The organism is Prauserella flavalba, from assembly GCF_003202235.1.
Lineage (GTDB): Bacteria > Actinomycetota > Actinomycetes > Mycobacteriales > Pseudonocardiaceae > Prauserella_A > Prauserella_A flavalba.
Window position 1 is genome coordinate 352,218 of the sequence record NZ_MASU01000009.1, and the last position, 22,639, is coordinate 374,856.

At 72.0% G+C, this 22,639-nt stretch carries 22 protein-coding genes; 10 read left to right on the top strand and 12 right to left on the bottom strand.

Going from position 1 to position 22,639, the window contains the following annotated elements:
- Window positions 1-2 precede the first annotated feature (2 nt).
- Complete coding sequence (locus tag BA062_RS23700; protein WP_391359949.1) at window positions 3-821, bottom strand: hypothetical protein; 819 nt, start codon at window positions 819-821, stop codon at window positions 3-5.
- Window positions 818-1,102, bottom strand: a complete 285-nt coding sequence (locus BA062_RS23705; protein WP_110340286.1) for a hypothetical protein — start codon at window positions 1,100-1,102, stop codon at window positions 818-820. Before BA062_RS23705 ends, BA062_RS23700 begins: the two co-directional genes overlap by 4 nt.
- A gap of 233 nt (window positions 1,103-1,335) precedes the next feature.
- Here BA062_RS23705 and edd point away from each other — a divergent pair, with 233 nt between their 5' ends.
- From edd to BA062_RS23720, 3 genes are read left to right on the top strand one after another with little or no spacing between them, the layout of a single operon-like run.
- On the top strand, window positions 1,336-3,222 hold the full coding sequence (gene edd, locus BA062_RS23710) for a phosphogluconate dehydratase (protein WP_110340288.1): 1,887 nt from the start codon (window positions 1,336-1,338) through the stop codon (window positions 3,220-3,222).
- A complete protein-coding gene (gene eda, locus BA062_RS23715) occupies window positions 3,219-3,845 on the top strand; it encodes a bifunctional 4-hydroxy-2-oxoglutarate aldolase/2-dehydro-3-deoxy-phosphogluconate aldolase (RefSeq protein ID WP_110340290.1) in 627 nt (208 codons plus the stop codon). Before edd ends, eda begins: the two co-directional genes overlap by 4 nt.
- A gap of 25 nt (window positions 3,846-3,870) precedes the next feature.
- Entirely contained in the window at window positions 3,871-5,322 is a 1,452-nt protein-coding gene (locus tag BA062_RS23720) for a lipase maturation factor family protein (protein WP_110340292.1), read from the top strand.
- Here BA062_RS23720 and BA062_RS23725 read toward each other — a convergent pair.
- The 4 genes from BA062_RS23725 to BA062_RS23740 form a co-directional block, all read right to left on the bottom strand.
- A complete protein-coding gene (locus BA062_RS23725) occupies window positions 5,319-5,741 on the bottom strand; it encodes a Uma2 family endonuclease (protein ID WP_110340294.1) in 423 nt (140 codons plus the stop codon). The two genes, BA062_RS23720 and BA062_RS23725, sit on opposite strands and share 4 nt — an antisense overlap.
- Window positions 5,742-5,777: 36 nt before the next feature.
- Entirely contained in the window at window positions 5,778-6,299 is a 522-nt protein-coding gene (locus BA062_RS23730; RefSeq protein ID WP_245959978.1) for a regulatory protein RecX, read from the bottom strand.
- 309 nt (window positions 6,300-6,608) lie between these two features.
- Window positions 6,609-7,649: a recombinase RecA gene (gene recA / locus BA062_RS23735; RefSeq protein WP_110340298.1), complete on the bottom strand. Its 1,041-nt coding sequence runs from the start codon at window positions 7,647-7,649 to the stop codon at window positions 6,609-6,611.
- Between the two features lie 192 nt (window positions 7,650-7,841).
- Window positions 7,842-8,036, bottom strand: coding sequence for a DUF3046 domain-containing protein (locus BA062_RS23740; protein WP_110340300.1), 195 nt, complete (start codon window positions 8,034-8,036; stop codon window positions 7,842-7,844).
- A 70-nt stretch (window positions 8,037-8,106) separates the two neighbouring features.
- On the opposite strand from BA062_RS23740, the gene BA062_RS41005 reads away from it, so the two are divergent.
- Complete coding sequence (locus BA062_RS41005) at window positions 8,107-8,229, top strand: hypothetical protein (protein ID WP_281271652.1); 123 nt, start codon at window positions 8,107-8,109, stop codon at window positions 8,227-8,229.
- 3 nt (window positions 8,230-8,232) lie between these two features.
- On the opposite strand, the gene BA062_RS23745 is transcribed toward BA062_RS41005, so the two are convergent.
- The gene (locus BA062_RS23745) at window positions 8,233-10,134 is read right to left on the bottom strand and encodes an Hsp70 family protein (RefSeq protein ID WP_110340302.1); all 1,902 of its coding nucleotides are present in this window, start codon (window positions 10,132-10,134) and stop codon (window positions 8,233-8,235) included.
- 130 nt (window positions 10,135-10,264) lie between these two features.
- On the opposite strand from BA062_RS23745, the gene BA062_RS23750 reads away from it, so the two are divergent.
- From BA062_RS23750 to BA062_RS23760, 3 genes are all read left to right on the top strand, one after another.
- Window positions 10,265-14,884: an ATP-dependent helicase gene (locus BA062_RS23750; RefSeq protein WP_168214082.1), complete on the top strand. Its 4,620-nt coding sequence runs from the start codon at window positions 10,265-10,267 to the stop codon at window positions 14,882-14,884.
- 48 nt (window positions 14,885-14,932) lie between these two features.
- Window positions 14,933-15,433, top strand: coding sequence for a peptide deformylase (gene def, locus BA062_RS23755; RefSeq protein ID WP_110340306.1), 501 nt, complete (start codon window positions 14,933-14,935; stop codon window positions 15,431-15,433).
- Window positions 15,434-15,736: 303 nt separating this feature from the next.
- A complete protein-coding gene (locus BA062_RS23760; protein ID WP_452626080.1) occupies window positions 15,737-16,366 on the top strand; it encodes a VldE C-terminal domain-containing protein in 630 nt (209 codons plus the stop codon).
- 70 nt (window positions 16,367-16,436) lie between these two features.
- Here BA062_RS23760 and BA062_RS23765 read toward each other — a convergent pair whose 3' ends face one another.
- The 4 genes from BA062_RS23765 to BA062_RS23780 all read right to left on the bottom strand — a co-directional run bounded on the left by BA062_RS23765 (window position 16,437) and on the right by BA062_RS23780 (window position 19,656).
- Window positions 16,437-17,534 (bottom strand): GNAT family N-acetyltransferase, encoded by a 1,098-nt coding sequence (locus BA062_RS23765; RefSeq protein ID WP_391359932.1) that lies wholly within the window; start codon window positions 17,532-17,534, stop codon window positions 16,437-16,439.
- 116 nt (window positions 17,535-17,650) lie between these two features.
- Window positions 17,651-18,322 (bottom strand): VOC family protein, encoded by a 672-nt coding sequence (locus BA062_RS23770; protein ID WP_110340310.1) that lies wholly within the window; start codon window positions 18,320-18,322, stop codon window positions 17,651-17,653.
- A 54-nt stretch (window positions 18,323-18,376) separates the two neighbouring features.
- Complete coding sequence (locus tag BA062_RS23775) at window positions 18,377-19,141, bottom strand: maleylpyruvate isomerase family mycothiol-dependent enzyme (RefSeq protein ID WP_110340312.1); 765 nt, start codon at window positions 19,139-19,141, stop codon at window positions 18,377-18,379.
- Window positions 19,141-19,656, bottom strand: a complete 516-nt coding sequence (locus BA062_RS23780; RefSeq protein ID WP_110340314.1) for an SAV_6107 family HEPN domain-containing protein — start codon at window positions 19,654-19,656, stop codon at window positions 19,141-19,143. Before BA062_RS23780 ends, BA062_RS23775 begins: the two co-directional genes overlap by 1 nt.
- 238 nt (window positions 19,657-19,894) lie before the next feature.
- Here BA062_RS23780 and BA062_RS23785 point away from each other — a divergent pair, with 238 nt between their 5' ends.
- The 3 genes from BA062_RS23785 to BA062_RS23795 all read left to right on the top strand — a co-directional run bounded on the left by BA062_RS23785 (window position 19,895) and on the right by BA062_RS23795 (window position 21,684).
- Window positions 19,895-20,422 carry a YbaK/EbsC family protein gene (locus tag BA062_RS23785; RefSeq protein WP_110340316.1) on the top strand — a complete coding sequence of 176 codons (528 nt, stop codon included), beginning with the start codon at window positions 19,895-19,897 and terminating at the stop codon, window positions 20,420-20,422.
- Window positions 20,419-20,985, top strand: a complete 567-nt coding sequence (locus BA062_RS23790; protein ID WP_110340318.1) for a GNAT family N-acetyltransferase — start codon at window positions 20,419-20,421, stop codon at window positions 20,983-20,985. The genes BA062_RS23785 and BA062_RS23790 overlap by 4 nt, the downstream gene beginning before the upstream one ends.
- Before the next feature lie 78 nt (window positions 20,986-21,063).
- Window positions 21,064-21,684: an AAA family ATPase gene (locus tag BA062_RS23795; RefSeq protein ID WP_110340320.1), complete on the top strand. Its 621-nt coding sequence runs from the start codon at window positions 21,064-21,066 to the stop codon at window positions 21,682-21,684.
- Here the strand turns inward: BA062_RS23795 and BA062_RS23800 are convergent.
- Window positions 21,663-22,565, bottom strand: a complete 903-nt coding sequence (locus BA062_RS23800; protein WP_110340322.1) for a DMT family transporter — start codon at window positions 22,563-22,565, stop codon at window positions 21,663-21,665. The genes BA062_RS23795 and BA062_RS23800 overlap by 22 nt on opposite strands.
- Between the last annotated feature and the right edge of the window lie 74 nt (window positions 22,566-22,639).

Below are 22,639 nucleotides of genomic sequence, written 5' to 3' on the forward strand. Positions count from 1 at the left end.
GTTCAGTTGATGAAACGCAGATCGGAGATCACGTCGGTGGACACGAGCCAGACGTAGAGGTCGGTGAGCACCAGCGTGCCCAGCGTCAGCCAGGCGAACTGCATGTGCCGCGTGTTGAGCCTGCTGACCTGTGTCCAGATCCAGTAGCGGACCGGGTTCTTCGAGAAGTGCTTGAGCCTGCCGCCGGTGACGTGTCTGCACGAGTGACACGAGAGCGTGTAGCACCAGAGCAGGACCACGTTGCCGACCAGGATCAGGTTCCCGAGCCCGAAGCCGCCCCTGAAGGCGACGATGGCGTCGTAGGTGTTGATCAGCGTGATCAGGAACGCGACGTAGAAGAAGTACCGGTGCGCGTTCTGCACGATGAGCGGCAGGCGCGTCTCGCCGGTGTACTTGGCGTGTGGTTCCGCGACCGCGCACGCGGGCGGCGAGAACCAGATCGAGCGGTAGTAGGCCTTGCGGTAGTAGTAGCAGGTGAGCCGGAAGCCGAGCAGGAACGGCAGCGACAGGAAGGCGAGCGGGATGAACCCCGGCAGCTCGCCGATCGGCGTGCCGAAGTGGGCCGAGCCCGGCAGGCACGAGTCGCTCAGGCAGGGCGAGTAGAACGGCGTCAGGTAGTGGTACTCGGCGTCCCAGTAGCCCGTGCGCATGAACGAGCGGATGCCGGCGTAGATGACGAACGTCGCGAGCCCGAGCGTGGTGAGCAGTGGTGGTACCCACCAGCGGTCGGTGCGCAGGGTTCGGGCGGCGATGCTCGCGCGCGAGCGGACGGGAGTGCGGGTTTCGGCGGGGCTTGCCACGTTGCCAGCCGCCGCCTTCAGCGCTGGTGGCGCTGGTAGCCGCCGACGCCCTCGTCGTCCGCGCCCTCCCACAGGGCGGGGTCGTACGGGGTGTCGGGCACCGGCACGACGTCCACGGGCCGGGCCTGTGAGGGCACGGGAGCCATCTGGTCGAGGTCGATGGCGTCGATGTCGAGCCGTTCGACGTCGTTGACGAGCCTGCGGACCGCGGGGGCCTCTCCGTAGCGCGCTCGCAGCGCACCGACGCACTGCCTCAGCTGCCCTATGGTCCTGCGGAGCTCGCTCATCTCTGTGGTGGACATCTTCCGTGACCTCCGAATCAGTCCGGTCGGGCTTATGGCCGACTCTGCCTTTCAGCGTTGAGTGTGACAAGTAGCACACCGGTAGTTTCGGGCGTGATCGGGGTCACTAATCGTGATCTTCTTAATCGATTTTGGTTCCTGCTGCGCTCATCTGTATCGTGTCAGTTGCCACGCCAGGCCGAGACGTCAGCGCCGTCGTCCGCCGCCTCCTATTACCAGTGCAGCGACCGGAGATGCTCGTGAGATCAAACACCGTCCATCCCGTCCTCGCCGACGTCACCGCCCGGATCACCGAACGCAGCGCGCGGACCAGGGCCGCCTACCTGTCCCGGGTCGCGGCCGCCGCGGGCGAGGGCCCCGCACGCAGCGGGCTCGGCTGCGGCAATCTCGCCCACGGCTTCGCCGCGTGCTCGCCGTCCGACAAGCGCGCGATCCGCGGGCTGCGCAAGCCGGGCATCGCGATCGTCTCCGCCTACAACGACCTGCTCTCCGCCCATCAGCCGCTTGACGAGTTCCCCGCCTGGATCAAGGACGCCGCCCGCGAGGCGGGCGGCGTCGCCCAGTTCGCGGGAGGCGTTCCCGCCATGTGCGACGGCATCACCCAGGGCCGACCCGGCATGGAGCTGTCCCTGTTCAGCCGCGACGTGATCGCCATGGCCACCGGTGTCGCGCTCTCCCACGAGATGTTCGACGGCGCACTGCTGCTCGGCGTGTGCGACAAGATCGTGCCCGGCCTGCTCATCGGCGCGCTCTCCTTCGGGCACCTGCCCGCGATCCTCGTACCCGCCGGGCCCATGACGTCGGGCCTGCCCAACAAGGAGAAGGTGCGCGTGCGCCAGCTCTACGCCGAGGGCAGGGCGACACGCGAGGACCTGCTCGACGCCGAGGCCGCCTCGTACCACTCGCCCGGCACCTGCACCTTCTACGGCACCGCCAACTCCAACCAGCTCGTGGTCGAGGTGATGGGCCTGCACCTGCCGGGGGCGAGCTTCGTGCACCCCGGCACGCCGCTGCGCCGGGCGCTGACCGAGGAGGCCGCCCGGCGCGTGGTCGCCATCTCGCGCGGCGAGGAGTACACGCCGCTCGCCGAGGTGGTCGACGAGCGGTCGGTCGTGAACGGGCTCGTCGCGCTGCTCGCGACGGGCGGCTCGACCAACCACACGCTGCACCTCGTCGCGATCGCCGCCGCGGCGGGCATCCAGCTGACGTGGGACGATTTCGCCGACCTCTCCGCCGTCGTGCCCCTGCTGGCGAGCGTCTATCCGAACGGCAGCGCCGACATCAACCACTTCCACGCCGCGGGCGGCGTGCAGTTCCTCGTCGGCACGCTGCTCGAGGCCGGACTGCTGCACGAGGACGTCCGCACGGTCGCCGGCACCGGCCTGCACCACTACCGGCGGGAGCCCATCCTCGACGGCGGCTCGCTGACGTGGCGCGAGGTGCCCGCCCACAGCCTGGACGAGGCCGTGCTCCGGCCGGCCGGCCGGCCGTTCGCGCAGGACGGCGGGCTGCGCATGGTGTCGGGCAACCTGGGCCGGGCGGTGATCAAGGTGTCGGCCGTGGCGCCGGAGCACCGCGTGGTGCGTGCGCCCGCCCGCGTGTTCGGCACGCAGGCGGAATTCGACCAGGCCTTCCGCGCCGGGGAGCTCGACCGGGACGTCGTGGTGGTCATCCGCAACCAGGGCCCCCGGGCCAACGGGATGCCGGAGCTGCACGGACTCACGCCCGCGCTCGGTGTGCTCCTGGATCGCGGCCACCGGGTCGCGCTCGTCACCGACGGCCGGATGTCCGGCGCGTCGGGCAAGATCCCGGCGGTGATCCACGTGTCGCCGGAGGCCGCGGCGGGCGGCCCGCTGGCCAAGGTCGCCGACGGCGACCTCGTTAGGCTGGACGCCGACGCCGGGGAACTGGACGTGCTGGTGGACACGGCCGAACTGGCCGGGCGGACGCCGCAGGACGGCCCTCCCAGCGAGGCGGACTGGACCGGAACCGGCCGGGAGCTGTTCGCCGCGCTCCGCCGCGCGGTCGGCCCCGCGGAGACCGGAGCGAGCGTGTTCGGCCCGGTGACACCAGGGCACTTCGGTGCCGTGACGGAGGTCGGTGTGGGAGGTACGAGGTGACGACCGGACGTGAACTGCTCGACCTGTCGCCGGTGCTGCCGGTGGTGGTGCTCGACCGCGCCGAGGACGCCGTCCCGGTGGCCGAGGCGCTGCTCGCAGGCGGCATCCGGGCGATCGAGCTGACACTGCGCACCCCGGTCGCGCTCGACGCGATCACGCGGGTGGCGTCGGCCGTGCCGGACATCGTGGTGGGCGCGGGCACGGTCACGCGGCCCGAGCACGCGCGGCAGGCGGCCGACGCGGGCGCCGCGTTCCTCGTGACCCCCGGCGCGACCGACTCCGTGCTGGACGGCGCGTTCGCCACCGGGCTGCCGTTCCTGCCCGGCGCGGCCACGGTGTCGGAGGCGATGCGCCTGGCCGAACGGGGCCTGGACACCCTCAAGTTCTTCCCCGCCGAGGCCAGCGGCGGCGCGCCCGCGCTGAGCGCGATCGCCGGCCCGCTGCCCGGCCTGCGCTTCTGCCCCACGGGCGGCATCACTGTCGCGAGCGCGCCGCGCTATCTCGCGCTGCCGAACGTAGGCTGTGTGGGTGGCACGTGGTTGACCCCCAAGGATGCTGTGGCCGCTCGGGACTACGCGCGGATCGAGGCACTGGCGAAGGAGGCGTCCGCGCTCGAGCGGTGAGGCTCCGTCAGGAGACGCACTCGCGGTGAGCTGGGATTGGTTCGGCGACCAGGACTACTGGGCCTCGCGCCTGGTGTTCCAGCGGATGCTGGCGGCGATCTACCTGCTGGCGTTCCTCGTGGCGCTCAACCAGTTCCGGGCATTGCTTGGAGAGCGCGGGCTGCTGCCGGTTCCGCGGTTTCTGAGCAGGACACGGTTGCGCGAGTCGCCGAGCGTGTTCCACGCGCACTACTCGGACCGGTTCTTCGTCGCGGTCGCCGGCACGGGCGCGCTCGTGTCGGCGGTGCTCGTGTCCGGACTCGCCGACGGCCTGCCGGTGTGGGCGCACCTGCTGTTGTGGGCGGTGCCGTGGGTGCTGTACCTGTCGATCGTCAACGTCGGGCAGGTGTGGTACTCGTTCGGCTGGGAGTCGCTGCTGCTCGAGACGGGTTTCCTGGCGATCTTCCTCGGCCCCGCGCACGTGGAGCCGCCGGTGCTGGTGCTGTGGTTGCTGCTCTGGCTGCTTTTCCGGGTCGAGTTCGGCGCCGGGATGATCAAGGTGCGCGGTGACCGGTGCTGGCGCGACCTGACGTGTCTGTACTACCACCACGAGACGCAGCCGATGCCCGGGCCGCTCAGCTGGTACTTCCATCACCTGCCGAGACCACTGCACAAAGTGGAGGTCGCGGCGAACCACGTGGCGCAGCTGGTGGTGCCGTTCGTGTTGTTCGCCCCGCAACCCGCCGCGACGGTCGCCGCCGGGGTCGTCATCGTCACCCAGGGCTGGCTGGTACTGAGCGGGAACTTCGCGTGGCTCAACGTCATCACGATCACCCTCGCGGTGTCCGCTGTGGACGGTGGCCTGTTCCCGCTGGCGCCGCCGGAGCCCGGCGAGACGCCGGGCTGGTACCGGGCGGTGGTGCTCGCGCTGACCGCGGCCGTGGTCGTGCTGAGCTACTGGCCGATCCGGAACCTGCTGGGGCGCGGGCAGATCATGAACTACAGCTTCAACCGCCTGCACCTGGTGAACACCTACGGCGCGTTCGGCACGGTGACCCGTGACCGGCACGAGGTGATCATCGAGGGCACCGACGAACCGGCCGTGACCCCGGAGACGACGTGGCGCGAGTACGAGCTCAAGGGCAAGCCGGGCGATCCGCGGCGCCGCCCGCCGCAGATCGCGCCCTACCACCTTCGGCTGGACTGGCAGCTCTGGTTCGTGTCGTTGTCGTCGCGCTACGGCGCCCGGTGGCTGCCCGAGCTGGCGACGAAGCTGCTGACCGCGGACCCACGCACCCTGAAACTGTTCCGCCGCAACCCCTTCCCCGGCTCGGCGCCCACGTTCGTCCGTGCCCGCCTGTTCCACTACCGCTACACCACCCGCCGGGAACGCCGTGAGACGGGCGCGTGGTGGGTCCGCGAGCCGGTGGGCATGGTGATCCGCACGTGCCGGCTCGCCGACGACGGCACGGCCGTGCCCGTGGGGTATCCCGACTAAAGCAGGGCGATGAGGTCGATCCGCACGGGCAACGGCTCGGTGGCGGTGAACGTCCCCGTCACGGCACCGTCGTCCTGGTAGCCGATGTCTCCGGCCAGGTGGCAGGCCACGAGCGAGACGGGTTCGGTGATGTCGACGATCCAGTGGTGCGGGATGCCGGCATCGGCGTACTCGCCGCGCTTCGCCACAGAGTCGGTGCGCTGAGAACCCGGAGCCACGATCTCGACCACCAGAAGTGCCTCCGACGCCCTGAGCAGGCCGCGCTCAGCGTGAACTCGCTCGACGGCCGACCGGTGCACCACCACGAGGTCTGGCCGACGTGAGTGGCCTGGTTGGTCGGCGGGCACCAGTTCCAGATCGAGATCGACGTGCTGGATTGCCTCGACGCTCCCCGGCAACTGCCGGTCGAGCTCCCGCATCGGCTCCTCACGCCCGGGCCGAGTGTCTCACGGAGGCTAGTCCAAGGTGACGTCGTCGAGCATGGTGGACTCGGCGCCCAGGTCGCGGAGCTCCTCGCGGACCACCGTGTAGGACAGGCCCTGCGGGTAACCCTTGCGGGCGAGCATGCCGAGCAGCCGCCGGGTCGCGGTCTGCTCGTCGACCTCGGTCATGGTGCGCAGCTTCTTGCGCACCAGCTGCCTCGCCCGGTCCTCCTCGGCGTCGCGGTCGATCTCGCCGGCCGCCTCCGCCGCCACCTCGCTGTCGACGCCCTTGCGCCTCAGCTCGGCCACGAGCGCGCGCTTCGCCAGCCCCTGGTAGGCGTGGCGGGACCGCACCCACATCTCCGCGAAGGCGGCGTCGTCCACGAGTCCCGCGTGGTCGAGCTTGCCCAGCAGCGTCTCGCTGAGCTCGTCGTCGAACCCCTTGCGGCGCAGCGCCTTGCGCAGCTCGTCCTTCGTGCGCGGCCGGGCGGCCAGGAGATCGAAACAGACCTCCTTGGCCTTCTTCCTGGCCTCCTCGGGGGCCAGCTCGGACACCGGGCGTGCCCGGGGCCGCCGTGCCCCGCCGGAGCTCGGCTCACTCACCGGCCGTGCCCCCAGAACGTGCCTCAGAAGCGACGAAGCCGCTTGGGGTGGCCGACAACCGGCACCGCAGCGGGTTCTCAGCCGCCTCCTCGCGGGGACAGCGACGACGTGGTGAATTGGCATTCATGAGGAGAAGCTCCCGGAGCCGCAGACGCTGTGGCGCGAAGCGCCTCGATGAGGGGCGGTGGTCGGGCTGGCGGGTGGGCGGCTGAGGTTCCGCCACCCGCACCGCCACGCAAACCCCACTTTGAAACACTCTCCCTAGAAGTCGACCGGCGCCGGAGCGGTGTCGTCGGCGTCGAGCTGGGCGCCGATACCGAGCTTCTCCTTGATGCGCTTCTCGACCTCGTTGGCGATGTCGGGGTTGTCGCGCAGGAACTTCCTGGCGTTCTCCTTGCCCTGGCCGAGCTGATCGCCCTCGTACGTGTACCAGGCACCGGACTTGCGCAGGATGCCCTGGTCGACGCCCATGTCGATGAGCGAGCCCTCGCGGGAGACGCCGTGGCCGTAGAGGATGTCGAACTCGGCCTGCTTGAAGGGCGGCGCCACCTTGTTCTTGACGACCTTCACACGGGTGCGGTTGCCGACGGCCTCACCGCCGTCCTTCAGCGTCTCGATGCGGCGCACGTCGAGGCGGACCGAGGCGTAGAACTTCAGCGCCTTACCACCGGTGGTGGTTTCGGGCGAGCCGAACATCACGCCGACCTTCTCGCGCAGCTGGTTGATGAAGATCGCCGTGGTGCCGGAGTTGTGCAGCGCACCGGTGATCTTGCGCAGCGCCTGGCTCATCAGGCGGGCCTGCAGGCCGACGTGGGAGTCACCCATCTCGCCCTCGATCTCGGCGCGCGGCACGAGCGCGGCGACCGAGTCGATCACCAGGATGTCGAGCGCGCCGGAGCGGATCAGCATGTCCGCGATCTCCAGCGCCTGCTCACCGGTGTCCGGCTGGGAGACCAGCAGCGCGTCGGTGTCGACGCCCAGCACCTTGGCGTACTCCGGGTCGAGCGCGTGCTCCGCGTCGATGAACGCGGCGATGCCACCCGCCTTCTGCGCGTTGGCCACGGCGTGCAGCGCGACGGTGGTCTTACCCGACGACTCAGGGCCGTAGACCTCGACGATGCGGCCGCGCGGCAGGCCGCCGATGCCCAGCGCGATGTCGAGCGCGATGGCGCCGGTGGGAATGACCTCGATCGGAGGGCGGGTGTCCTCACCGAGCCGCATCACCGACCCCTTGCCGAACTGCTTGTCGATCTGGGCAAGGGCTAGATCGAGCGCCTTGCCCTTGTCCGGTGCTGCTGGCATGGAATCCACCTCATTGGCTGTCGCGGTTGTGATCTGTTGGGCTCGACGTTACGGGCGGGGTCCGACAGTTCCCGGGCTCGGCGGAAATCTGTGGACAGACGACCCCGATGTGAACAACACGATAGACGAACACCTGTTCGAGGTCGAAGGTGACACACCCATCCCGTAGGATTTCCCGGCTCGTCCGGGCCGTCAGCGGCGCTCGGCGGGAATCTCGAACTCGGCGCAAACCTGCTGCCAGATCTCCTTCGCGGGCACCCCGGCCTCGAGCGCCTCGTCAACCGTGCGCCCGCCGAGGCCGCTGAGCACGTGGTCCTTGGCCAGCGTCTCCGAGCGCGCCGCGCCGAACTCGTCCGCCATCAGCCGTCGAAAAACCGTGATTCGCATCGGGACAAGGCTAACCACGGCGACGGTCCGGCCACGGTGCGGGACCGGCGTGCTCCCGTACCGTGGAGGCATGCAGCTCGCACAGACCTTCTCCGGGTTCGAGTCGACGGCGCTGGCGCTCGCCTCGATCGTGGCCGTGAGTGCGACACTGGTCGTGCTGGTGGTCAACTACCGCCGCAACCGGCGGAAGTGACGGCTACTCGCCCGGCTGCACGTTCCGCTCGAAGTAGTCGGCCAAGGCACCCGGCTTGGTCGACTCGCCCTCTCCCGTGGCGTTGACCTGGTAGATGAACCCGGACAGCGGGCGGTCGTCGACCGTGAACACCAGCACGGAGGAGTTCCGCCCCGCCGAGGCCGAGTAGCTGCCCTCGAGCGCGTTGCCACCCCAGTCGGCCTCCACCCGGTCGCCGCCGCCCGTGCGGTTCAGCAGCCCGTCGGTGTACTGCTTCAGCACGTCACGCGACGAGCCGTGCAGGTAGGTGACCTGCGCCCCCGCGAGGCCCGGCGCGGAGCAGGTCACGGTGACCCCCAGCTCCTCCTCGTTCGCCGCCGCGGCCGGGCCGGTCCCGGTGCCGGGGCCGCACTGGCTGGTGTCGGCGAGGTCGCCCGCGAGCTGCCGCAGGCAGCCCGTGAAGCCCTGCTGGTCGGTCTGGCCCGGCTCGCGGCACTCCTCCGCCGTGTAGGTCGTGACCGACGACGAGGGCCACAGGAAGAAGGCCGTCCCGGCCGCGATCAGCACCACGGCCGCGATCGCGGCCCCGATGAGCACCTTCCTCCGGTTCTTCCCTGCCTTGCCGTCGGGCGCCGCCGGGTACGACGGGAAGTTCGCCTGCGGCGCGTGCTGGGTGGCCAGCGCGGGCTGCGGGCCGCTGTTCGGGTACGCGGCCTGCTGCTGGTAGGGCGCGTATCCGGGCACCGCGGCGACCTGCGGCGGACGGTGCGGGCCGGTGGCGGCGGGGGCGGGCTGGGGCGGTGCCACGCCCGCCGAGGCGACCTGTCCCTCGACGTTCTGGGTGCGCATGCTGATGCCGTCGGAGGCCACGTGGTGCGCGCCGAGCGCCACGGCGGTCTCGGGCTGGTCGAGGCTGGAGGGCACCACGCCGAGCTTCTCCGCGAGGAGCGTGCCCACCAGCGGCAGCCTGCTCGACCCGCCGACCAGGTAGATGCCGGCCAGCCGGTCGGGGCTCAGCCCCGCCGCGCGGACCGTCCTGGCGAGCAGCTCGACACTGCGGAGCATGGCCGGCCGGACGAGCGCCTCCAGCTCCGCCCTGGTGACGAGCACGTCGGTGAACGGCTCCGGCATCGGGACCTCGGTCTGCGGCAGCCTCGACAGTGCCTCCTTGGCGGCCTTGACGTCCTCCTGGAGCGTGCGCCGGGTGCGCCGGTCGGCCGTGGACTCCGGGCGCAGAAGCCGCTGCCAGTGCTGCGGGTCGCGGTGGGAGACCTCGCGCCCGACGTGGACGAGCAATGCCTGGTCGACGTCCAGACCGCCGAGGTCGGGGAGCCCGTCCTCGGCCAGCACGGTGTAACCGTTCTGCGTGGCGCCGACGACGGCGACGTCGAACGTGCCCGCGCCCAGGTCGTAGACGGCGAGTGTCTGCCCGGGGCCGAGTGCCTTGCCGGGGAACGACGCGAAGTGCGCGGCGGCCGCCACGGGCTCGGGCACGAGCGAGACGGAGCCCGTCATGCCGGCCAGCCGCGCGGCCGAGAGCAGGACGTTGCGGCGGACGGGGCCCCACTGCGCGGGATGGGTCAGCCGGATCTCGTCGGGCTGCTCGCCGCCGAGCTGCCGGGAGGTCTCGTCGAGCACGCGCCGCAGGACCGCGGCCAGCGCCTCGTTCACCGGGACGACGTCGGTGCCGAGCAGCAGGGTCTGCTCGTCGACCCTGCGCTTCGGGTTGGGTTCGAACCGGGTCGGGTCCAGCCGGGCGCGCCGCTCGGCGTCCCTGCCCACGACGAGAGTGCCGTCCTCCTCGGCGAAGACCGCGGAGGGCATCGTGGCGGAACCGTCGACCTCGACGACGCGGGGCGGGCGACCGTGTGCGGACAGGACGGCGACGGTGTTGGACGTACCGAGATCCACGGACAGAATCCGCACAGTTCTCCCCTTGTTGATGTCGCGAAGCTCGCGGTGATGCTCCCACGTCCGCGCTCACGGCGTGGACCGACCCGGCGATTTCCCTGCTCAGGACGGGTACGCGCGGAAACTGTCGGTGGCCGGGCGCATCATGGGGAACGTGGGCACCGATGTTCTGGACCTCTTCTCCCCCGCGACCAGGGACTGGTTCGCGGGGGCCTTCGCCGAGCCCACACGCGCGCAGGCGGGAGCGTGGCGCGCCGCGCACGCGGGCGAGCACGCACTGGTGGTGGCGCCGACGGGCTCGGGCAAGACGCTGGCCGCGTTCCTGTGGGCGCTGGACCGGCTGGCGGTCGAGGGGCCACCTCGCACGCCGGAGAACCGGTGCCGGGTCCTCTACGTCTCGCCGTTGAAGGCACTCGCCGTGGACGTCCAGCGCAACCTGAGGGCGCCGCTCGCGGGGATCTCGCAGGCGTCGCACCGGCTGGGCCTGCCGGTGCCGGACATCACGGTCGGCATGCGCACCGGCGACACCACGGCGGCCGAGCGCCGCTCGTTCGCCCGCACGCCGCCCGACGTGCTGGTGACCACGCCGGAGTCGCTGTTCCTGATCCTGACCTCGTCGGCGAGGGAGGCGCTGCGCGGGGTCGAGACGGTGATCGTGGACGAGGTGCACGCCGTCGCGGGCGGCAAGCGCGGCGCCCACCTCGCGCTCTCGCTGGAGCGGCTCGACGACCTGCTGCCCGAGCCGGCCCAGCGCATCGGGCTTTCGGCCACGGTCCGGCCCGTCGACGAGGTGAGCTCGTTCCTGGCGGGCGGCAGGCCGGTGCGCGTGGTGCAGCCGAAGCTCGCCAAGACGATCGAGGTCAGCGTCGAGGTGCCGGTCGAGGACATGGGCGAGCTCGACGCGCCGGCGAGCCCGCCCACCGAGCCACTGCCGTTGCCCTCGGAGGGCGGGATCGGCACACAGGAGGAGATCTCGGGCGCCGCGGTGCGCAGGCCGTCGATCTGGCCCGCCGTCGAGGAACGCGTGCTGGAGCTGATCCGGCAGCACCGGTCCACCATCGTGTTCGCGAACTCGCGGCGGCTCGCCGAGCGGCTCACGGCGCGGCTCAACGAGCTCGTGGCCGAGCACACCGAGCTGGAACCGGGCCAGCGCTATCCCGCGGAGGCGATCGGCGAGTCCGGGCTCACGGTGGGAGCGGAGGCGACGGTCGCGAAGGCCCACCACGGCTCGATGTCGCGCGAGCAGCGCACCCACGTCGAGGAGGAGCTGAAGTCGGGACGGCTGCCGTGCGTGGTCGCCACGTCCTCGCTGGAGCTCGGCATCGACATGGGCGCGGTCGATCTGGTGGTGCAGATCGAGGCGCCGCCCACGGTCGCGTCCGGCCTGCAGCGGGTTGGCAGGGCCGGGCACCACGTCGGCGCGGTGTCGAGCGGGGTGATGTTCCCGAAGTTCCGGGGCGACCTGGTGTCGTGCGCGGTCGTGGCCGAGCGGATGACGAGCGGCGCCATCGAGGCGATCCGGTATCCCCGCAACCCGCTCGACGTGCTGGCACAGCAGATCGTCGCGATGGTCGCGCTCGAACCGAGGACGGTGGAGGAGATCGCCGCGACGGTGCGCAGGGCGGCCCCGTTCACGGCGCTGCCGGATGACGCGCTGCACGCCGTGCTCGACATGCTCGCCGGCCGATATCCCAGCGAGGAGTTCGGCGAGCTGCGGGCCCGCATCACCTGGGACCGGGTGACCGGGGAGCTGCGCGGCAGGCCGGGCGCGCAGCGGCTCGCCGTCACCTCGGGCGGCACGATCCCCGACCGCGGCCTCTTCACGGTGATGACGCCGGGCGATGGCGAACGGCCGGGTTCGCGTGTCGGCGAGCTGGACGAGGAAATGGTGTACGAGTCCAGGGTCGGGGACACGATCCTGCTGGGCACCTCGTCGTGGCGGATCACCGACATCACCCACGACCGCGTGATCGTGGTGCCCGCGCCGGGCGAGCCCGCGCGGATGCCGTTCTGGAAGGGCGACGCGCCGGGCAGGCCGCTGGAGCTGGGCAGGGCGCTTGGGAAGTTCCTGCGTGAGCTGTCCACATCGGACGACGAGAACGCCCGGCGACGGGCCGCCTCGGCGGGCCTCGACGAACGGGCCAGCACGAACCTGCTGGCGTACCTGGGCGAGCAGCGCGAGGCGACCCGGCACGTGCCGAGTGACCGCACGATGCTGCTGGAGCGGTTCCGCGACGAGCTCGGCGACTGGCGTGTGGTGGTGCACTCGCCGTTCGGGGCACAGGTGAACGCGCCGTGGGCGCTGGCGATCGCGGCGCGGCTGCGGGAGACGCGCGGCGTGGACGCGCAGGTGGCGCACTCCGACGACGGGATCGTGCTGCGGCTGCCGGAGGCGCTCGACGCCGACGGCAGGGAGATCATGCTCACCGCGGAGGACGTGCTCGTCGATCCCGACGAGGTCGAGTCGCTGATCGTCACCGAGGTCGGCGGCTCGGCGTTGTTCGCGGCGCGGTTTCGGGAGTGCGCGGCACGCTCGCTGCTGCTGCCGCGCCGGGATCCCCGCCGCCGCACGCCGTTGTGGCAGCAGCGGCAGCGGGCGGCGCAGCTGCTCGGGGTGGCCGCCAAGTACGAGCGGTTCCCGGTGGTGCTCGAGGCCATGCGGGAATGCCTGCAGGACGTGTACGACGTGGGCGGGCTGCGTGAGCTGATGGCCGACGTCAGGGCGCGGAGGGTGAAGGTCGTCGAGGTGGAGACGCCGTCGGCGTCGCCGTTCGCGCGGAGTCTGCTGTTCGGCTACGTCGGCATGTTCCTGTACGAGACGGACGCCCCGCTGGCGGAGCGGCGGGCCGCGGCGCTGTCGCTCGACTCGGCACTGCTCGCCGAGCTGCTCGGCACCGAGGCGATCCGGGAGCTGCTCGACGCCGACGTGGTGGCGTCGGTGGAGCGCTCGCTGCAGCGGCTCGACGACGACCGGCACGCCCGCGGCGTCGAGGACACGGCGGACCTGCTGCGCTTCCTCGGTGACCTGACCCTCGAGGAGGCCGCCGAACGCGGGGTGCAGGCCGGCTGGCTGACCGAGCTGGTCGCCGCACGGCGGGCGATCCAGGTGCGCATCGGGGGCGAGGAACGGTACCTCGCGATCGAGGACGCCGGGAGGGTGCGGGACGCGCTCGGCGTCGCGCTGCCGATCGGCGTTCCCGAGGTGTTCACGGAGCCGGTGGCCGACCCGCTGGGCGATCTGCTGATCCGCTACGCCCGCAGCCGAGGGCCGTTCGCGGCGGCACAGGCGGCGCGGCGGTTCGGGCTCGGTCCCGCGGTGGTCACCGGGATCCTCGACCGGCTGACGTCGGAGGGCAGGCTGGTCAGGGGCGAGCTGCGGCCGCAGCCGTACGAGCCTGGCGGCGTCGAGTACTGCGACGCGGCGGTGCTGCGCAGGCTCCGGCGCGCGTCGCTGGCGCGGCTGCGGGCCGAGGTCGAGCCGGTCGAACCGGCGGCGCTGGGCCGGTTCCTGCCCGGCTGGCACGGCATCGGTGGGCGCGTGCGCTCGGCACCGACGGCGGACGACGTGCTGTCCGTGGTCGAGCAGCTGGCCGGTGCTCCACTGCCTGCGAGCGCGCTGGAGTCGCTGATCCTGCCGAGCAGGCTGCCCGGCTACTACCCGGCGCTCATGGACGAGCTGACCACGGCGGGCGAGGTGACGTGGTGCGGCTGCGGCGCGCTGTCCGGAGGGGACGGCTGGGTCGCGCTGGCACCGTCCGATGTGGCCGATCTGCTGCTGCCCGATGTCGAGGAGAGCGCGCCGGAGAGCCCGCTGCACACCGCGATCGTGTCCACTTTGGAGCACGGGGCGCTGTTCTTCCGGCAGCTCGTCGACCGTGTGACACCGTTGGTCGACAAACCTCCGGACGACGGCGACGTGGTCGCCGCGCTGTGGGACCTGGTGTGGGCCGGGCTGGTCACGGGCGACACGCTCGGCCCGTTACGGGCGCAGGTGTCCGGGAAGGGCGCGGCGCACAAGCCGCGCCGCTCGCCGCCGAGGGGCCGCTACGCGCGGCTGCGCGCGGGCAGGCCCGCGATGCCGTCGCGCACCGGGCCGCCGACGGTCGCGGGCCGCTGGGGGCTGACGCCGGACCGGGAGGCCGACCCGACGCGGCGGACCCACGCGAGGACGGAGTCGTTCCTGGAGCGGCACGGGGTGCTCACGCGCGGAGCGCTGGACACCGAACGGGTCACCGGCGGTTTCTCCGGGATCTACAAGGTGCTGCGCGGCATGGAGGACTCTGGGCAGGTCATCCGCGGGTACGTGGTGGAGGGCCTCGGCGCGGCGCAGTTCGCGGCCCGTGGCGCGGTCGACCGGCTGCGGGCGCTGTCCGACGCGGGCGGGCCGCGCGCGCCGCAGGGCGCCGTGGTGCTGGCGGCCGCCGACCCGGCGCAGCCGTACGGCGCCGCCCTGCCCTGGCCCGTTCCGCTGGGCGCCACCAGGCACCGGCCCGCCCGCAAGGCGGGGGCGCTGACGGTGCTGGCCGACGGTGTGCCCGCGCTCTACGTGGAACGGGGCGGGCGATCCCTGCTGTCGTTCACCGAGGACGGATCGGTGCTGCGCACGGCGGCTCACGCGCTGTCCACGGCGGTCAAGGAGGGATGGCTCGGGCAACTGCAGGTGCAACGGGCGGACGGCGAGGAGGCACTGACCTCCGAGCTCGCGGACGTCCTGCGGGAGGCCGGTTTCCGGGCGACCCCGAAGGGGCTGCGGCTCCGGGCCTGACCACCCGCGTCCTAAGCTGCACGGCGACGTGTGGAAAGGACCCCGACGATGGCCATGCGCGACCTGCGCTACTTCGGTGACCCGGTGCTGAAGACCGTGGCGGACCCGGTGACCCGGTTCGACGCCTCGGTGAAGGCCCTGGTCGACGACCTCCTCGAGACCGTCGACCTGCCCGGCAGGGCGGGGCTCGCCGCGCCGCAGATCGGCGTGAGCCTGCGGGCGTTCAGCTACAACGTGAAGGGCGAGCTCGGCTACGTGCTGAACCCGGAGATCGTGGAGCTCTCCGAGGAGACGCAGGAGGTCACGGAGGGCTGTCTGTCGGTGCCCGAACTGTGGTTCACCACCGTGCGGGCGCGGCACGCGGTCGTCCGCGGCGTCGACCTGCGCAACGAGCCGGTGACCGTGGAGGGCAGCGGGCTCATGGCGCAGTGCCTGCAGCACGAGACCGATCACCTCGACGGCAAGCTCTACCTCGACCGGCTCGACAAGGACCAGCGACGGCAGGCACTGCGCGAAGCGCGCCAGCGCGACTGGTTCTGGTCCCGCTGACAAATCGCTCGACAACGCTCTGGAATAGTGATCTGACGGTGTGCGACCAGCGCACTTTATGAGTGCGTCGTGATCTGCCGGTTATACCGCCGAACGGCGTAACTCACTCGGGTAAAGTCCCAGGTTGCTTCGCCTGCCCTGTGGCCATCACCACTCGTTCGTGACTTCGCCGTTGTCAGTTCGTAATCTGGCCGAGCTCTTGCCGTAATCGATTTTTCGAGGACAGAAATGGCCGGCCGACATCGTGCGAAAAGATCGCCCTCCTGGGCAAAACCGACCGCGCTGGGCGTAGGCGCGGCGAGCATGCTCGCCTTCACAGTCTGGTTCACCAGTGGGCTGTGGGGCAACGACACCGAGAACGGCGGAGGCGGCGCGGCCGCGCTCGCCGCCTCCGCGGGACCGACCGAACAGCACCGGCTCGTGAAACCATCCCCCACCACGAGCCGGAAGCCGGTTCCGACCAGCACGACGACTACACCCCCGCCCTCCCCCTCCCCGACCCCGACAACGACCACGGAGAGCTCCAGCGAAGAGCCTCCGCCCCCGCCTCCTCCGCCACCACCGCCCCCGCCCGAGTCCTGCTCGACCGAGCTCGAGGGCACGCAGCCTCACGTCGCGCAGGTGGGCAACCACGTGCTGACGAAGTTCGAGGTCGACTCCGTCGGCGGCGTCGGCAGCCGGTCCGGCGCGAGCGACCACCCCTCCGGGCTGGCGCTCGACTTCATGGTCGACTCGGCCACCGGTGACCAGATCGCCGACTACGTCCTGGCTCACCAGGAGGAGTTCGGCGTGACCTACGTGATCTGGGAACAGCAGTACAACGACGGCAGCGGCTGGTCGATGATGGAGGACCGCGGCAGCGCGACCGCGAACCACTACGACCACGTCCACGTCTCCTTCGAGGAGAGCGCCGACGTGTCCGTCACCTGCTGACGAGCGGCGAGGAGCGCGCTGACCAACCGCTGCCCCTGCTGCGCGACGGGCGGGGTCGTTCAGCACGCTCCTAGAGGACGATCCGCAGGACACCTCTCTCATCGGGGGCGGGTGCAGGCGAGAGCCCTGCCCGGAGAGCTGTCCTGCGGATTCCGTCTTCCCCGGGCAGGCACAGCGCGACGAGCTCGCGGTGCCCTCGCGCGGCGGCGAGCACGGCCAGCCTGCGCAGGAGCGCGGTGCCGAGCCCGTTGCGCTGCCACGCGTCCTCCACGAGCAGTGAGATCTCCGCCGGGCCACCGCCCGGCTCGGGAATCAGCTGGCCGAGCGCGACCACGTCCCGTCCGCAAACGGCCACGACGCTGACCCCGCGCGGCGGGACCAGCAGCCGGTGCAGCCAGCGGCGCGGCACGGTGCGCAGGCCGGTGTGGTAGCGGTGGAACAGGGTCCGTGTCGAGCACCGGCCGTGCAGCGCCAAAAGTGCGTCGGCGTCACCGGGCCTGGCCTCGCGCAGCACGACGGTCGCACCGTCGGTGCAGGTCTCGACCGTGGGCCCGGAGACGTTGGCGCGCACGGCCGCCAGCAGTCCGAGCAGCGCGCCCGCCCTCGCCAGCTCCTGCTGCAGGAACGGCGCCCACAGCCTGCGGGCGACAAGCGCGTCACCCTCTCCCGCGGGGAAGACCGCGCGGTGCCCGCCCTCGGTCCGGCCCGGGTTGGCCTCGGCGGACGGCACCACGGTGACCAGATCCGCCGCGAGGACCTCCCGCACCGCATCGGCGAGGCCCGCCGGATCGGCGACGACACGGCCCGCCGCGGCCAGCCCGGCCGCCGACGAGTCGACCAGCTCCCGCACGTCGGCGTCGGTGATGCCGAGGCATTCGCAGTCCTCGTTCTCGATGGCCTCGACCAGGTGCGCGCGCGTCAGGCCCACGGCCGGCCTGATGACGATCTCGTCGAGCACCCCTTCCGGTACCGCCAGCACGGCGAGACCGAGGATGTTGCACTCCAGGTCCGCGAGCCGGATCGCGACCCGGGCCAGCGTGCCGGGCCGGTCGTCCATGCGGACGCGCAGCCTCCACGTGACCGAGGTCCGGTCGGCCTCCCGCACTTCGTCGAGCCAGGCACGGGGAATCTCCGAACGCGCGGTGGTCCGGGCACGGCGGATGTCCATGCCATCCACGCTCCCCGGACGTTGTTGCTGGTCGGCGGCAGAGGTGTTTCGCGCGTGTCAGCGTTGCCGCGGGTGCGCAACGCAACGGAAACACGCTCCGTGAGCAGATCCGAGGTTCAGACCGGAGCCACGACCGGGATCTCGTTACCCTCCGGATCGGTGACCCCCGCACCCGGCGACTCACCGGGCTCTGCGGACACGGCGAGGCGCCACCTCGACCCCGTGTGCTCGGCGTCCTCGTTGCGCAGCAGCTCCAGCCACGGTCCGCGACGGCCGGGCTCCCGCAGGCTCACAAACTGAGAATGACGCCGCACCACGTCCCAGCCGCTGACCGAGGACCAGAACTCCCCGAGCACCGCCGGTTCGCGCACGTCCACGACAACGGCCGCCAGCGCACCGGTGCCGGCGTACTCCTCACGCGGTTCGAGCACGCAGAACTCGTTGCCCTCGGGGTCGGCGAGCACCACCCACGGCACGGCGGTCTGCCCGATGTCGGCAGTGGTGGCGCCACGGGCAAGCGCATCGTCCACGATGGACCGTTGCCGCTCCGGGCTCGCACTGGCCAGATCGAGGTGAACCCGGTTCTTGGCCGTCTTGGGTCCCGGTGCGGGCACGAAGACCAGCGACAGCCCGCAGCCATCCGCCTTCGGCGCCCGCACCGTGACCGCACCCTCAACGTCCGCCTCGTCCTCAGGCACCACCTCCCAACCCAGGAGCCCGGACCAGAACGCGGCGAGCACCGGCGGCTGTCGCGCGTCCACCACGAGATGCGCCAGACGAGTTGCCATACGGGCAATCTAGCGACCGGCCACGACAACGGATGTTGCTTCCCCACAAACCCGTCATCGCGTCGCCAGCCTCATCAGCGCCCACAACTGCCCGACCGCGTCGTCGTCACCGTCCACGTGCACCGCGCCCAGCCGCTGCCTGCCCCACAGCCACAGGTAGACCGTGACCGGTGACTCGGAGACGACCGCGTCGGCCCGCGATGCTTCGGCATCGGAGCAGCGCCACGCGACCGTGTCCGTGGGCCCCGCCCTGGCGATCCAGCTGTACCCGCCGGTGCACACGCCCACCGAGCTCTCCCTGGTGCCGCTGAGGCCCAGCATCCCGAGCCGGTGGCCGAACCACACGGCGAGCGCCTCGTCGATCCCGTCGAGCGCGATGTCGTCGGCGATCTGACCGAGGTCGAACCCCGCCGCGTCCTCGACGTCGACGCGGTGGATCGTGGACTCGTGTGCCATGCGGCGGCACCAGAACCCGTATGTCGGATCCGCGGGCCACCACGTGGCCGCCCGTTCACCGGGACCGTGCCAGCGCAGCACCTCGTCCAGATCCACGAACCCCTGCCGCAGGTAGCTTTCGACCGTCTGGCCCGGCGCGGGATCCCGCTGCCACTCCGTGGGCCTGCGTCCCTCGACCAGCCACGCCAGCGCGACGCGGTAGACACTGCCCACGTGGCGGACCACCTCGCCGACCGTCCAACCCGGACTCATCGGCACCGGCACGTCGTGCGGCACCGCGCGCGCCGCCTCGATCAGCAGGTCGACCTCGTACCCCATCGCGTCCAGCAGCCTGCCGTGGTCGATCAGCGCCTGTCCCCGCATCATCCGCTCCGGCGCCGGTGAACGTGCGGCCGCGCACCGCAGTGGGCGGCCCGTTCCACGGGATGACCGTGCACCACGCGGCCCGCGATCGACACGAACTGACCCGCCCGCGCGGACAGCTCGTCCGCGGCCTCGGCGGTGATGCGCCGGGTGACGCCGGCCTGCGCCGCCGCCCGCCTCGCCGAATGCGCCGCGAAGAACCCAGCCCACTGCCGCAGCTCCGGCACGGCGCCCTCCAGCAGCGTCCACACGCTCTCCGGCTTCGCGCGGCCCCGGTGCGGGCGCCCGCGCGCGGCGAGGATCGCCGCCGCGGCCCGCAGCGCCGACAGGTACGCGGCGATGAACCGCTTGACCGGATCGGGCTCCCGGGCCGCCTCCGCCAGCCCGTGTTTCGCCTGGGTGAGCAGTGACACGGCGGCGGGCACCGCCGGCGGCCGCACCTCGAACGGCAGCGCGGGCTGCGTGGAGCCCTTGCGCGACCCCGGGCCACCGCGCGACGCGAACGCGACGGACATGGCCCACCTCCCTCTCTCGAACCGGAGATGGAGCGCGACGGCCGACAATGGTCCCGGCGCGCAGATGCTTCCCCCATCCACGCGCCGGGGACCGACCGGAGAGCGCTCCACCGGGTGTCGAACGTATGTTCGAACACCTCCAGATTAGCTCGCGGGCGGCGAGTGCTCAAGCCCAGGTGGGGTGGTCGACGGGCGATCTGCGTCGCACCCGACCGCCGTCCCGTGATCTCATACGTGTATGAGCACCCTCGACCACCCCGCGGTCGCCAAGGTCGCGGCTGCCCTCACCGAGGCCGGCCAGCACGCCGCCGCCGACGGCATCCGGATCCTGCCCGCCGACGCGCGCACGGCGGCACTGGCGGCCGAGGCACTGGGCGTCGAGGTGGGCGCGATCGCCAACAGCCTCGTGTTCCGCGCCTCGTTCGACGGCGAGCCCGACGCCCCGCTGCTCGCGCTGACCTCCGGCGCGCACCGCGCCGACCCGCGCACGCTCGCCGCGCTGACCGGGGCCACCGCGGTCGGCAAGGCCGACCCCGCGTTCGTCAAGGAGCACACCGGGCAGACCATCGGCGGCGTCGCGCCGGTCGGGCATCCCAGCAGGCTGATCACGCTGGTCGACACCGCGCTGCGGGCCTACGACGTGGTGTGGGCGGCGGCCGGGCACCCGAAGTCGGTGTACCCCACGACGTTCGAGGGTCTGCTCTCCGTCACCGTCGGCCGCGCGGCCGACGTCGCGGCCTCGCCCCCGGGGGACGGGCCGGCATGACCGCGATGTCCTCCGGCTACGCCAAGCTCGCCCACCTCTCCGGCGACGAGTTCCGCGCCCGCCTGCCCGAGGCGCTGTCGCTCTACGTCGCCGCCATGAACTACCCCGAGGGCACCGCCGAGCAGCGCGCGCCGATGTGGCTCACCCACGCGCTGCGGGACGGCTGGCGCTGCGTCGCCGCGCTCGACACCGACGACCGCCTCGTCGGCCTCGCCTACGGCTACCGCGGCACGCCCGGCCAGTGGTGGCACGAGCAGGTGCGCAGGGGCCTGTCGGGCCGCGAGGGCGACCAGGCCGCCGACGCGTGGCTCGGTGACTACTTCGAGCTGACCGAGATCCACGTCCGGCCCAGCAGCCAGGGCCGGGGTACCGGCGAGGACCTGCTGCGCACGCTCGTCGACGGCGTGCGGCAGCGGTACGTGCTGCTCTCCACGCCCGAGGGGACGAGCCGCGCGTGGAAGCTGTACCGCAGGCTCGGCTTCACCGACGTGCTCCGCGACTACTATTTCGCGGGCGATCCGCGCCCGTTCGCGATCCTCGGGCGCACGCTTCCCCTCGAGTAGCCTGTGCGTTTCCCGAGAATGTCCCGATCCGCTGGGTTTTCCGGAACGCGGGGTCACCCTCGGCGCGTTGGGCGGGGCATGAGCCTTACCGCATCCGGCCGTTTTCCCCTGCACGTCGAGCCCCACGCGCTGGTGGTGGTGGCGGGCCTGCCGGGTGCGGGCAAGAGCACACTACTGCGCGACATCGAGAGCGTCCCGCCCGTCACCGTGCTCGACACCGACCAGCTGCGCTCCCTGCTCCGCCGTGTCCTCCCGGCCGGGACGCCGTACGCCTGGTACCGGCCGCTCGTCCACGTGCTGCACCTGCTCCGGCTCGTCGTCGTGGCCGCAAGGGCACGGACCACGATCGTCGTGCACGATCCCGCGACGGGTGCGTTCGCCCGGTTCGCCTTCGTCGCGCTGGGTGTGCTGACGGGGCGGCCGAGGCATCTGCTGTGGATCGACTGCACCGTCGAGGAGGCACTGAAGGGCCAGCACCGGCGAGGCCGCGTGCTGCTCGGCTGGTCGTTCTCCCGGCACGCACGCCAGGCGCCCCGCACGCGTGACCGGCTGGTAGCGGGCGTGGTGCCCGCAGGGTGGCGCAGCGCGACGGTGACCGACCGCTCCGTCACCCGGCGGGGCCTGCTCGTGCTCGCGGAACCGGGTGGCGCGGCCACGGGGACACGCCATCCGGCCGGTCAGCGCTCGGGCCGCCAGTAGCTGACGCCGATCGCGGCGACCAGCAGCGCCGCGCCGCACCAGCCGGCCACGCCGAGCCGCTCGCCAAGCAGCACCGCCGCCAGCACGGCGGCCGTCAGCGGTTCCAGCAACGCCGACAGCGCGGCGAGCACCGGATGCGAGTTCGCGAGACCGCGGAAGTACGCCGCGTACGCCAGCGCCGTCGGCACGGCTCCCAGGTACACCGCGAGCGCGAGCACGTCAGCATTGAGCGGAACGGCCGCGCCGAACCACAACGCGGCCGGCAGCAGCGCCACGCCGCCGAGGAGACAGCCGAACGCGGTGGTACGCAAGGGATCCAGGCCCTCGACGGGCTTGCCGGTGGCGAGCGTCAGGGTGGCGAACCCGGCTCCCGCGCCGAGCGCGAACGCGAGACCGGCGATCGTCTCCCAGCCCTCACCCGCGCCGTCGGGGGACCACCTGAGCAGTACGAGGCCGAGCAGCGCGCCCGCGATGGACACCACGGTCGGCAACCGCGGGGCGCGCCGCAGGGCGACCGCCGTCGCGAGCGCCACGAACACCGGGACGCTGCCGATCGTGGTCATCGTGGCGATGCTCACCGACGTGAGCGACACCGCGGCGAAGTAGCACGCCTGGAACAGGCCGAGCAGGACACCGGCGAGCAGCAGCCGCACCACCGCGGCCCGCGTGCGCGGCAGTGCGCGCAGCCTGCCGGTGGCCCACAGGAACAGCACGGCGAAGGCGCCGCCGAGCAGCAGCCGGTACGCGGCCACGGCCAGCGGATGCAGCCCCGCCCGCTCGGACAGGAGGGAGCCGGCGAGGCCACCGGTGCCCCACAGCACCCCGGCGACGACCAGACTCACCGAGCCAGCGCGGGCGCGCGCGGCAACGGAAACGGACATGTGAACGCTCCAACGTCGAAGGGAAAGGGAAAGCCGACGACGCGGGGCGTGATCCGGATGGATGCAGAAAGAAA